The organism is Pseudomonas retamae, assembly GCF_043496865.1.
In the GTDB taxonomy this organism is placed as follows: Bacteria; Pseudomonadota; Gammaproteobacteria; order Pseudomonadales; family Pseudomonadaceae; genus Aquipseudomonas; species Aquipseudomonas retamae.
In genome coordinates this window covers 16,419-28,132 of sequence record NZ_JBIEIL010000018.1, presented here as the reverse complement: position 1 = coordinate 28,132, position 11,714 = coordinate 16,419, and the positions used below count along the sequence as shown (strand labels likewise).

Here is an 11,714-nt window from a genome sequence, read left to right as displayed (position 1 = left end):
GAGTCAAGGCAAAAGCCGACCGGGCAGCAGGCGCATCAGTTGCGTGTCGAACCAGGCCACGAAAGCCGGCGACGGCAGCGCATCGACCGCCAGATACCACCAGTCGGCAGCAGCAAAGGCGCGGCACTTCACCGCGTCCTTTTCGGTCATCACCAACGGCAATGACGGGGTGAAATTCAAGGCCTGCACGCTGTACTCGGCGTGGTCGGCAAACGCATGGGGTATTGCGCGCCAGTCTAGCGCTTCGAGCGTATTGAAGAAACGTTGCGGATTGCCGATCCCGGCCACCGCATGCACAGCCTGACCGGGTGCAAAATGCTCGAGCGGCTGGCGCTCGCCGCTGCGCAGATTGACCAGCGCGGTGGGTTGCAGTTGAAAGGCAAAACCGTCTTCGCGATCCTCGCTGGCGCCGTTGAACAGCACGCCATCGACGCTTTGCAGGCGCTCGACCGGCTCGCGCAACGGACCCGCCGGCAGGCAACGCTGATTGCCAAGGCCACGTGCCGCGTCAATCAGCACCAACTCCAGATCCCGACCCAAGCGGTAATGCTGCATGCCGTCGTCGGAGAGAATCAGGTCCAGCGGTTCGCTGGCGAGCAGGGCTTTGACGGCGGCGCTGCGATCGGGATCGATCATCATCGGCACGCCGGTGCGCTGAACGATCAGCAGCGGTTCATCGCCAGCAATATCCGCCGTTTGATCGGCCTCGACGCGCCACGGCAGTTGCGCCGGCCTGGCCCCGTAACCACGGCTAACCACGCCGACGCGCAAACCGCGCTGGCGACAGTGGTCGATCAGCCAGAGGATCATCGGCGTCTTGCCGGTCCCGCCCACGGTGATGTTGCCGACCACAATCAGCGGCACGGGCGGCTGGTAGATCTCGCCCTGGCCGTCAAGAAAGCGCTGGCGCTTGTTAGTCACCACCCGGCGGTAAAGCATTTCCAGCGGCCGCAACAGCGTCAGGGCCGGGTGCCCCGCATACCACGCAGCGAGCAAGCGATCGGACAGGCTCATCAGGATTTGGGCGCCGCCTCGACCGTGGTCATGCGCAGATGGCTGAAACCGAGCTTGCCGGCCGCGTCCATGGCGGTGATCACGGATTGGTGCTGGGCCTTGCCGTCAGCACTGATCGACAACGGCATGCTGGTGTCGCCGTTGGCTTCTTTCTGCATGGCGTCCATCAGGGTCGCCAGATCGTTTTTCGGCAGGACCTTGTTGTTCACCGAAAAAACACCTTCGGCGCTGATCGCGATGTCCAGTTGCTTGACCTGCTGATCCTCGGCCGGCGAACCGCTGACCGCTTCCGGCAGATCGACGCGCAGCTGGGTTTCGCGGGTGAACGTGGTTGTCACCACGAAAAACAGCAGGAGGATGAACACCACGTCGATCAGCGACGCGAGGTTGATGTCCACGGTTTCCCGGGGCTTGCGACGGAATTTCACGCTTTGCCCTCGGCCAGATCGACGTCACGGTCGCCCTGCACCACTTCCACCAGTTTGATCGCTTCCTGTTCCATGCCGACCACCAGCTCATCGATGCGGCGCTGCAGGAAACGGTGGAAGAACACCGCCGGAATTCCGACCATCAGGCCCGCTGCCGTGGTGATCAGCGCTTTGGAAATACCGCCGGCGAGGACCGAGGCATTGGTGGTCATGCCGGTTCCGGTGAAGGCGCTGAAAATGTCGATCATGCCCAGCACGGTGCCGAGCAGACCAAGCAGCGGCGCCATCGCGGCGATGGTCCCGAGCGCATTGATGTAGCGCTCCAGCTCATGAATGACACGGGCGGCGGCCTCTTCGATGCATTCTTTCATGATCTCGCGACCATGCTTGGAATTGGCCAGGCCAGCAGCAAGGATTTCACCCAGTGGCGAGTTGGCGCGCAACTCCTTGAGTTTTTCCTTGTTCAGCTGTTTGTCCTTGATCCAGACCCAGACCTGGCCCAGCAGATGCTCGGGGGTGACGCGGCTGGCGCGCAGGGTCCACAGGCGCTCGGCGACAATCGCCATGGCCGCGATGGAACTCAGAATGATCGGCAACATCATCCAGCCGCCGGATTTGACCAATTCCCACACAGTGACAGTCCCCTCGAAAAAGTGCGCCACTTTACCATACCGATTGCCGATTAAGACCCGCCGCCCCGACGACCGTAATGCCACAGTCGCCCACGTGCCGATCAGCGGCCCAGTGCCGGCGGATCACGCCAGAACCGCCGTTGGTGACGCATGGTTTGCGCGGGCTGGAAGGTGCCCAATTGCAAATGGATGGCGCCGTGTTCGGCGCTGTCGTAAATGCGCAGGCGCTGTTTGCGGTAGCGCGCCATTACGGTCGGATGCGGATGACCGAAGGAATTGCCGTGACCGCGAGAAATCAGTACCGAGTGCGGCTGCAATGCCTTGAGCAGCGCCATCGACGATGAGCTGCGGCTGCCGTGATGCGGCGCTTGCAGTCATTGCGTCGGCACCGCCAGCGGCCCGTCGAGCAGGACCCGTTCGGCGTGACTGTCGATATCACCGGTCAATAACAGACGCTCACCGTTGGCCTCGATCTGCAACACGCAAGAGCGTTGATTGCTGTCGTGGGCGTCTGCCCATTGCCAGAGCTGAAAACTGACCCCATCCCACTGCCATTGCTGTCCGGATTCACAGGCAGCGGCGCTCAACTGTTGAGGTAGTCCCTCCGGGTCACCACTGATCACTCGATCGATCGGCAGACCACGGGAGACGGCCAGCGCTCCACCGGCATGATCGGCGTCGGCGTGGCTGAGCAGCATCAGGTCGAGTTTTTCCACGCGTAATTTGCGCAACGCGGGCAAGACCACGCGTTCGCCGATATCGAACTCACCAAAGCGCGGCCCGGCGTCGTACAGCAACGTGTGGTGCCGGGTGCGGATCAGGATCGCCAGACCTTGGCCGACGTCCAGTTGCCAGACGTCGGCAAGTCCTTCTGCCAGTCGCTCACGTGGCGGCAGCGCCAGCAATAACAACAATGGCCAGCCCAGCGGACGCAGCGGCACCCCGCGCGGCAACAACAGCAGAACCGCGCCGAGGCTGCCAAGCAGCCAGAACCCGCCGGGTAGCGAGCCGGGAATCCACGCGGGCCAATGTCCGGCAATCACCGCGAGACCGCGAAACAGCCAATCGATCAAGCCACCCGCCAGCCACAGCAAGCCTTCGCCGACATACGGCACCGGCAACAGTAGCGTCCCCAGCAACGCTGGCGGCAACACCACCAGACTGACCCAAGGGACCGCGAGCAGATTGGCCAGCGGCCCGCTCACACTGATCGGCAGACTCAACGCCAGCAGTACCGGGCACAGGCCGATCGCGATCAGCCATTGCGCCCGCGTCCAGGTCTGCCACCAGCGCCAGGCGCCGAGACGACCGCCGAAGGTAAAGATCAACACCGCCACCGCCGCGAACGACAGCCAGAAGCCCGGACGCAGACTGGCCAGCGGGTCGAGCAACAACACGCCATCGAACGCCAGCAACAGCGGCCACCACGCCCCGAGATGGCGAAAACGCAGACGCCATAACAACACCAGCCCGACCATCACGCAGGCCCGCTGCACCGGCACATCGAACCCGGCGAGCAAGCCATAACCCAGCGCGGCCGCGAAGGCCAGACCGCAGGCCCACGGCAGCCACGGCCAGCGCAGCGGCCACAGCCCGTACCGCGCCAGCCCGGCGACCAACAGGTACATGACCGCCGCGAGCAGACCGATGTGCTGGCCGGAAATCACCAGCAAGTGCACGGTGCCGGTGTCCTGGAGAATCTGCCAGTCTTCGTGACTCAGCCCGGATCCATCGCCCAGCACCAGCGCCGCCAACGCACCGTTGCGGCCTTGCGCATCCACCGCCAGCAAACGCTGACGAATGCTGTCACGCCAGGCCCAGCGCGCCTCGCTCAGGCGCTGGCCATCCTTGATCGTGCCAGTCGCGCCGATGCGTTGCGCCAACAACCAGGCTTCGAAATCCAAGGCATCAGGATTGCGCAAGCCGCCCGGACGTTTCAGTTTCACTGCCAGACGCCAACGCTCGCCACTATTGACCGCAGGCCCGGCATACCAGGCCAGACGCATCCGCGTCGGCAGTTTTTCGTGCCGCGACCGCGCCTCAGCCAGCTCGAAGCGCACCACGCCCTCGCTGCTTTGCGGCAGACCGACCACGCGCCCCTCGAGCCAGCGGGTTTCGCCATCAAGCTTCAGCGCCAGACGATCATCCAGCGCCCACTGCGCCGCGATGCTGCTCCAGGCGAACCCGAACAGCACGAACGCCAATGGATAACTGCGAAACGGCAGCAGCATCAGCGCAACTATTGGCGCCAACAGCATCAACCAGACCGGCGGTAACGCCGGCATAAAAACCGGGGCCAGCAGACCGACTGCCAGCGCCATCATCCCTGTGCGCATAAGCCCGTCCTTGAGAGTCCCGTACTTAGGCATAGCGGGTGTCGGGCACCGGCGTCGTCAATAATTGTCACAAAGTCTGAATGGGCGGCTCGTAGAATCCAGACATACTTGCCGCCTTAACCGACCGAGAAGCCTTATGCCCCGGCGCTTATTCAAACGTTACATGCCCGACCCGACGAGCATCAGGGAACACAAATCCTTACGCTTTCTCGGCAAGTTGCTGCATGACCCGAACCTCTGGCACCTCAACCGCCACTCGGTGGCCCGAGCGATGGCGGTTGGCCTGTTCGCCGCATTCCTGCCCATTCCGGCGCAGATGCTGGTCGCCGCCGCACTGGCAATCAGCGTGCGCGGCAACATGCCGATCGCCGTCAGCCTGGTCTGGCTGACCAACCCGATCACCATGCCCGCGGTGTTCTTCTGCACCTATCAGGCCGGCGCATGGTTGATGGACGTACCCGCGCGACACCTGCCGGACGAGCTGTCCTGGGAATGGATCAGCGGCGAACTGTCGACGCTGTGGCAACCGTTTCTGCTCGGATCAGTGGTAGTCGGACTGGTGCTCGGCGCCCTCGCCTACTGCGTTGTGATGATGTACTGGCGCTGGTGGGTGGCCCGACAATGGGCACGGCGCAAGAAAAGCCGGCAGAAATGAACGCAAAACGGCCTCCGCAGTGGGAGGCCGTTTTTTATTGCAATGTTTGGGGTGGTGCCATCGCTTGCAGGCAAGCTCCCACAAAAAACCGCGGCCACCCTCAGGTCGAGTATCAGCTCGCGTGCTGTTGATTTTGATGCACCGGCGACGTTGAAGCCTGAGGCTTGAAATCAGCTGAAAATCAAAAGCCCCTCACCCTAGCCCTCTCCCGGAGGGAGAGGGAACTGACCGTGGGGGATGCGAGAGCTGCTCCGACCTGAAATACCGAGTCGTACGCAAATTTCGAAGTCAACGCGGATCGGCTCCCTCTCCAGGGGGAGAGGGCTGGGGTGAGGGGCGAATCCACCACCAATCCCAAGCCAACCACCCGCTTCTAACCACTCATTACAATGAGCGCCAGCTCGAGTGCTTGATCTTGCGTCACCAGCGACATCGGAAGGCTGAGTGAAGGGATTGATCCGGGCGTGGGAGCGCAGCGACCGTCTGGCGCAGCCAGACACAGCGCAAGGAGGTGCAGCGAAGCAAACCGTAGCCGCTGCGCCCGGATCAGTCCCGGAGCGAAGGGACCCGAGCTTGCGAGGGCCGAACGCAGGAGCAAGCCTTTTGGGTTACCTTTTTGGCGTTTGAAAAAGGTGACCCGCCGTAAGGGCGGAACCCTAAGCCGCCGTTACCGCAGCAACGGATATGTACCCCAAACTCACCGCCTGAAAGCCAGCCATCACCCGCCAGATCAGGTACGCATCCCTCGCCCACTCACCAGCAACCGCGCGCAACCGAGATACAGCACCACCGTTGCCACCAGCATAAAGGTGATCGCAATACCGATCCGGATATCCGAGACCCCCAGAATCCCGTAGCGGAAGGCGTTAACCATGTGCAGCACCGGATTAGCCAGCGACACCGTCTGCCAGAACGGCGGCAACAGCGTGATCGAATAAAACACTCCACCCAGGTAAGTCAGCGGCGTCAGCACGAACGTCGGAATAATCGAAATATCATCGAAGTTGCGCGCAAACACCGCATTGATGAAGCCCAAAAGCGAGAAAATCGTCGCCGTCAGCACCACCACCAAAATGGTCACGCCCAAGTGATGCACCTGCAGATCAGTGAAGAACAGCGAAAGAATCGTCACGATCAAACCCACCGCCAGGCCGCGCAACACGCCACCAATGGTGAAGCCGATCAAAATGGTGTGCGGGGAAACCGGCGAGACCATCAGTTCTTCAATGGAGCGCTGGAACTTGCTGCCGAAAAAACTCGAAACCACGTTGCCGTAGGAGTTGGTGATCACCGACATCATGATCAGCCCGGGCACGATGTACTCCATGTACGTGAAGCCACCCATGTCGCCGATCTGCCGGCCGATCAGGTTACCGAAGATCACAAAGTACAGAACCATGGTGATTGCCGGTGGCAGCAACGTCTGCGGCCAGATCCGCATGAAGCGTTTGACCTCGCGGTAAACGATGGTCTGCAGGGCGACGAGGTTGGGACCGAACTCAGAACTCATACCGCCACCTTCGACAGATTTTTCTCCACCAGGGACACGAACAGCTCCTCGAGGCGATTGGTTTTGTTACGCAGGCTCAGCACTTCGATGTTCTGCAAGGCCAATTGGCCGAACAGCGCAGTAATGCCCATCGACTTGTCGACCTGCACTTCCAGCGTGTGCGCATCGATCAGTCGCGACGGGTAGCCGACCAGTTGCGGCGCGGCCGCCAGATCGCCCTTCAGATCGAGCAGGAAGGTTTCCACATGCAACTGACCGAGCAGTTGACGCATGCTGGTGTTCTCGACAATCGTGCCGTGATCGATGATGCCGATGTTGCGGCACAACTGCTCAGCCTCCTCCAGATAATGCGTGGTGAGGATGATCGTGATGCCTTTCTGGTTCAGTTCGGTGAGGAAGGTCCACATCGACCGACGCAGTTCGATGTCGACGCCCGCAGTCGGCTCGTCGAGGATCAGCAGGCGCGGCTCATGCACCAGTGCGCGAGCGATCATCAAGCGCCGCTTCATGCCGCCGGACAGCGAACGCGACGGCACATCGCGCTTGTCCCACAAGCCCAGTTGCGTCAGGTACTGCTCGGCGCGTTCCTTGGCGATCTTCGCCGGGATGCCGTAGTAACCGGCCTGGGTCACGACGATGTCGAAGGTCTTTTCGAACTGGTTGAAGTTGAATTCCTGGGGCACCACGCCGATCGAGCGCTTGAGCGCGGCCGGATTTTTGTCCAGGTCGTGGCCAAAGATATTCACCGTGCCGCTGGTCTTGTTGACCAGGGTCGAGAGAATGCCGATGGTCGTGGATTTGCCGGCGCCGTTGGGGCCAAGCAAGGCGAAGAAGTCACCTTCGGCAACGTCCAGATCGATACCACTCAAGGCCTGGAACCCGTTGCCGTAGGTTTTGGTTAGCTGCCGGATGGACAGAGCGGAACTCATATCGGATTTACGCACCATGCAGGGAAGAAAGGACTAAATAAGGGCGAGCGGCGAGGGAAACAACCGCGGCGCAAGTTCGCAATGGTGCTTGCCGCCGCCGCACAAGTACAGTCAAGTGTGTCGATAGTAATTATCAAGTCAACGCGGTCATGACCGCTTTCTGATAGGCCGGGCGCTGTTTCAGGCGCTCGTACCAGGCTTGCAGATGGGGCTGTGGCGCGCGCTCGATGGGCATTTCAAACCAGGCATAAATGAAGCTGCCGAGCGGGATATCGCCCATGCCGATTTCATTGCCGGAGAGGTAAGGCTGGCTGATCAGGGCATGGTCCGCCATGTTCAGCAATTCATCGCACTCTTTGATCGCGGCATTGATCGCTGTCCAGTCCTGCTTCTCGGCAGGCGTGCGCAACACGCCCCAGAACACCGTGCGAAACGGCCCGGCGAAACTCGAGCTGGTCCAGTCCATCCACTTGTCAGCGGTGGCGCGGGCGCGCGGATCGGCTGGATACCAAGCGCTATCCGGCGCGTGTCTGGCCAGCAGATAACGGACGATGGCGTTGGATTCCCACAACACCAGACCTTCGTCTTCGATCACCGGAACCCGGCCATTCGGGTTCATTGCGCGGTATTCGGGCGTGTCGACCACACCGAACGCACCACCGGCATCGATCGCCTCGTAAGCCAGCCCCAGCTCCTCGGCTGCCCACAACGCTTTCCTGACATTCGATGAGTTTTTCCGTCCCCAGATCTTCAGCATGACCGCCTCTTTGCAAGTGAGTGGACGGCCAGCATACGCCGGATCAGCGAGCGCTCACATCACTGAGCATGTCACCCAGCAACGCCGGTTGCTGATCGGTGAACAGGTGCGGATAGCACTTTTGCAGATGCGCGAAGAAGAACGCTTCCGGCACATCGCTGAACTGGCCGTGGTCGACCAGGTACTCCATCAGCAGCGCGCCGTCACGGTTGTACGGGTGGAAAACGCTGTCGCTGATGCCATCGAAATCCAGTGGCGCGACGTTGAACAGTTCACACAGTTGCTGATTGAACGCCGGTGTGGCCTTGACCCAGTGCCCATCAAGAAAGAACTCGGTGTAGCCGTGCATGGCGAACCGGTCGCTTCGCAGCAACTCAAGCAGGCGCGGGGTCGACAGGTGATTGCGCACATCGGCCAGACCGATGCGCGCGGGGATACCGCAGTGTCTCGCGCAGCCGGCGAGCAAGGTGGCTTTGGGCACACAATAACTTTCGCCGGTTGCCAATGCATGGCTGCCGCGCAAAGTCTGCGGATCGCGGCTGAACGTATACGGGTTGTAGCGCACCGCTTCGCGCACGGCGTAATAGAGATTGATTGCCTGCTCGCGCGGATCATGGCTGGGGCCGCGATGCTGCTCGGCGAACTCCACCACCGCCGGGTGGTCACTATCGATGAAGCGGCCGGGGCTCAGATACTCGTGCATGACGGCAATCTCCTGGTTGAGTCACGAGTCTAGCGACAGCTTGAGCACAGAGATAACGACGTTTCGGCCAAACCTGGAAGCAAAGCCGCGGGATCGGCGAACGATTTCCCACACGCGTTGCCCACCGAACCTACGAAAACCATCCGGGGTTTCCCACGATTTCAATCACCTTGGTCTGACCACCCGCTTTTACAGATGCCGTCTAAGCTCTGGAGGGTCGATTTGCCTTGGTTCACGGAGGACTGAATATGCTGTTGTTGTGGATACTGGTTTTGATCGTCGGTGTGGCGTATCTCGCTCACCGGCGCATCGCCCCTCTGCCTGCCTTGGGCATCGTTGCCGTGTACCTGGTAGCGATGGGCATTTTCAGTCACGCGCCGGGCTGGTTGCTGGCCTTGTTCTGGGTAGTGCTGGCGCTGATCGCCGCACCCTTGCTGCTGCCTGACCTGCGCCGCCAGCATTTCACCGCGCCGCTGTTCAACTGGTTCCAGAAAACCCTGCCGCCGATGTCGCAGACCGAACGCGATGCCATTGATGCCGGCACTGTGTGGTGGGATGGCGAACTGTTCAGCGGGCGTCCGGACTGGGAAAAACTGCTGGCCTACCCCAAGGCGCAATTGAGCGAAGAAGAGCAGGCTTTCATCGATGGCCCGACCGAAGAACTCTGTGCAATGGTCACTGACTGGCAGATCGGCCAGTCGATGGATCTGCCGCCTGAAGCCTGGGCACATATCAAGGAACATGGTTTTTTTGCCTTGATCATTCCAAAGGAATTCGGCGGCAAAGGCTTCTCCGCTTATGCCCATTCACAAGTGGCGATGAAATTGGCCACCCGCAGCGGCGACCTCGCCTCCACAGTAATGGTGCCCAACTCCCTCGGCCCGGCCGAACTCTTGCTGCATTACGGCACCGACGAACAACGCAATCACTACCTGCCACGACTGGCCCGCGGCGATGACATTCCGTGCTTCGCCCTCACCGGCCCGCTCGCCGGCTCCGACGCCGGCGCCATGCCTGACACCGGCATCATCTGCAAAGGCCAGTGGCAAGGCGAGGAAGTCATCGGTCTGCGCCTGAACTGGGAAAAACGCTACATCACCCTCGGCCCCGTCGCGACACTTCTCGGCCTGGCCTTCAAAGCCTATGACCCCGAGCATCTGCTCGGCGAGAAGGAAGACCTTGGCATCAGTCTGGCGCTGATCCCGACCGACACCCCCGGTGTCGAAATCGGTCGTCGTCACCTGCCGCTGGGCGCCGCATTCATGAATGGGCCGAACGCCGGCAAAGATGTGTTCATCCCGCTCGACTACCTCATCGGCGGTCAGGAAATGCTCGGCAAAGGCTGGATGATGCTGATGAACTGCCTGTCGGTCGGTCGTTCGATATCGCTGCCCGCGGTCGGCACCGGTGCAGCCAAGTTCACCAGCCTGGTCACCGGGCAATACGCGCAGATTCGTGAACAGTTCAACGTGCCGCTGTCGGCCTTCGAAGGTATTCAGGAAGCCATGGCGCGCATCGGCGGCAACGCTTGGATGATGGACGCTGCGCGCATGCTCACCGCCAACGCGGTGGATCTGGGCGAGAAACCCTCGGTGCTGTCGGCGATCCTCAAGTATCACCTCACCGAACGCGGCCGCGAGTGCATCAGCCACGCCATGGATGTGCATGGCGGCAAAGCGATCATCATGGGCCCGAACAACTACCTCGGGCGCAGCTGGAACGGCGCGCCAATTTTCATCACCGTCGAAGGCGCGAATATTCTTTCGCGTAATCTGATGATCTTCGGTCAGGGCGCCATCCGCTGCCACCCGTTCGTGCTCAAGGAAATGGCCCTGGCCGGCCGCGAAGACAAGGACCAGGCGCTGAAAGAGTTCGACGGCCTGCTGCTCAAACACATCGGTTTCGCCGTCAGCAATGCCGCCAGCACCCTGGTGCTCAACCTCGGCTTCGGTCACTTCGAACACGCGCCGGGCGACAAGCTCAGTCAGGGCTACTTCCGCGCGCTCAACCGACAGGCCGCGGCGTTCGCCATGCTTGCGGACTTCAGCATGATGCTGCTGGGCGGCGAGCTGAAACGCCGCGAACGTCTGTCCGCGCGCCTTGGCGATGTGCTGAGTAACCTGTACCTGGCCTCCGCCGCGCTCAAGCGTTACCACGACCTTGACTCACCGGCCTACATGGAACCGCTGCTGCGCTGGGCCATGGAAGAAAGCCTTGGCCAGTCGGAACGAGCGCTGGATGAACTGCTGCGCAACTTCCCCAACAAGGTGTTCGGCTGTCTGCTGCGGGTCATCGTCTTCCCGTTCGGTCGCCGCCACAAAGGCCCGTCGGACAAGCTCGGCGCCGAAGTGGCGGGCGTCATCGGTCGCGCCAAGGGCGATCCGGCGCTGGAACAACTCCTTGCCGGCTGCTACCGCCCGCAATCGCCAGACGACGCGGTTGGCGCACTGCAACACGCCAGCGACCTGCTGCATGCCGCGCAGCCACTGCACAAAAAGCTGCACACCGCGCTGAAAAGCGCTCAGGTCAAACCGGTCGCCGGCGAACACGCCATCGACGCGGCACTGGAGGCCGGCGTGCTGCAACCGGTCGAAGCGCAAAACCTGCGCGACGCCGAAGCCGCACGACGCAAAGTGATCAATGTCGATGATTTCGACAAAGAAGAACTGGCGCTGGCCGAGGGCAAAGTCCGCTGATCTCTGCTGCCGTACAGCGTTTAACCTGTGAAAAACGGGCGCGGGGGCTTTATA

9 protein-coding genes and 1 pseudogene are annotated in these 11,714 nt (G+C 61.4%); 2 read left to right on the top strand and 8 right to left on the bottom strand.

Annotated features, from left to right (window positions below):
- Positions 1-3: 3 nt before the first annotated feature.
- The 4 genes and pseudogenes from lpxK to ACGSLL_RS26295 form a co-directional block, all read right to left on the bottom strand.
- Positions 4-1,014, bottom strand: a complete 1,011-nt coding sequence (gene lpxK, locus ACGSLL_RS26310) for a tetraacyldisaccharide 4'-kinase (protein WP_394508456.1) — start codon at positions 1,012-1,014, stop codon at positions 4-6.
- Positions 1,014-1,442, bottom strand: a complete 429-nt coding sequence (locus ACGSLL_RS26305) for an ExbD/TolR family protein (RefSeq protein ID WP_090285229.1) — start codon at positions 1,440-1,442, stop codon at positions 1,014-1,016. The genes lpxK and ACGSLL_RS26305 overlap by 1 nt, the downstream gene beginning before the upstream one ends.
- Positions 1,439-2,074 carry a MotA/TolQ/ExbB proton channel family protein gene (locus ACGSLL_RS26300; protein ID WP_167359904.1) on the bottom strand — a complete coding sequence of 212 codons (636 nt, stop codon included), beginning with the start codon at positions 2,072-2,074 and terminating at the stop codon, positions 1,439-1,441. Before ACGSLL_RS26300 ends, ACGSLL_RS26305 begins: the two co-directional genes overlap by 4 nt.
- A gap of 101 nt (positions 2,075-2,175) precedes the next feature.
- Positions 2,176-4,410, bottom strand: a pseudogene (locus tag ACGSLL_RS26295) (DNA internalization-related competence protein ComEC/Rec2).
- Positions 4,411-4,546: 136 nt separating this feature from the next.
- Between ACGSLL_RS26295 and ACGSLL_RS26290 the strand changes: the two are divergent.
- A complete protein-coding gene (locus tag ACGSLL_RS26290; RefSeq protein WP_394508455.1) occupies positions 4,547-5,065 on the top strand; it encodes a DUF2062 domain-containing protein in 519 nt (172 codons plus the stop codon).
- Between the two features lie 730 nt (positions 5,066-5,795).
- Here ACGSLL_RS26290 and ACGSLL_RS26285 read toward each other — a convergent pair.
- From ACGSLL_RS26285 to ACGSLL_RS26270, 4 genes are all read right to left on the bottom strand, one after another.
- Entirely contained in the window at positions 5,796-6,575 is a 780-nt protein-coding gene (locus ACGSLL_RS26285; RefSeq protein ID WP_039760202.1) for an ABC transporter permease, read from the bottom strand.
- A complete protein-coding gene (locus ACGSLL_RS26280) occupies positions 6,572-7,504 on the bottom strand; it encodes an ABC transporter ATP-binding protein (protein ID WP_203419030.1) in 933 nt (310 codons plus the stop codon). The genes ACGSLL_RS26285 and ACGSLL_RS26280 overlap by 4 nt, the downstream gene beginning before the upstream one ends.
- Before the next feature lie 133 nt (positions 7,505-7,637).
- Entirely contained in the window at positions 7,638-8,261 is a 624-nt protein-coding gene (locus ACGSLL_RS26275) for a glutathione S-transferase family protein (protein ID WP_394508454.1), read from the bottom strand.
- A gap of 43 nt (positions 8,262-8,304) precedes the next feature.
- Entirely contained in the window at positions 8,305-8,964 is a 660-nt protein-coding gene (locus tag ACGSLL_RS26270; RefSeq protein WP_394508453.1) for a transglutaminase-like domain-containing protein, read from the bottom strand.
- Positions 8,965-9,212: 248 nt separating this feature from the next.
- On the opposite strand from ACGSLL_RS26270, the gene ACGSLL_RS26265 reads away from it, so the two are divergent.
- A complete protein-coding gene (locus tag ACGSLL_RS26265; protein WP_394508452.1) occupies positions 9,213-11,660 on the top strand; it encodes an acyl-CoA dehydrogenase in 2,448 nt (815 codons plus the stop codon).
- Positions 11,661-11,714 lie beyond the last annotated feature (54 nt).

What these genes read in the sequence shown, in the direction of transcription:
- lpxK (WP_394508456.1), bottom strand. Translation starts at nt 1,014, where the DNA reads ATGAGCCTGTCCGATCGCTTGCTCGCTGCGTGGTATGCGGGGCACCCG.
- ACGSLL_RS26290 (WP_394508455.1), top strand. Translation starts at nt 4,547, where the DNA reads ATGCCCCGGCGCTTATTCAAACGTTACATGCCCGACCCGACGAGCATC.
- ACGSLL_RS26285 (WP_039760202.1), bottom strand. Translation starts at nt 6,575, where the DNA reads ATGAGTTCTGAGTTCGGTCCCAACCTCGTCGCCCTGCAGACCATCGTT.
- ACGSLL_RS26280 (WP_203419030.1), bottom strand. Translation starts at nt 7,504, where the DNA reads ATGAGTTCCGCTCTGTCCATCCGGCAGCTAACCAAAACCTACGGCAAC.
- ACGSLL_RS26275 (WP_394508454.1), bottom strand. Translation starts at nt 8,261, where the DNA reads ATGCTGAAGATCTGGGGACGGAAAAACTCATCGAATGTCAGGAAAGCG.
- ACGSLL_RS26270 (WP_394508453.1), bottom strand. Translation starts at nt 8,964, where the DNA reads ATGCACGAGTATCTGAGCCCCGGCCGCTTCATCGATAGTGACCACCCG.
- ACGSLL_RS26265 (WP_394508452.1), top strand. Translation starts at nt 9,213, where the DNA reads ATGCTGTTGTTGTGGATACTGGTTTTGATCGTCGGTGTGGCGTATCTC.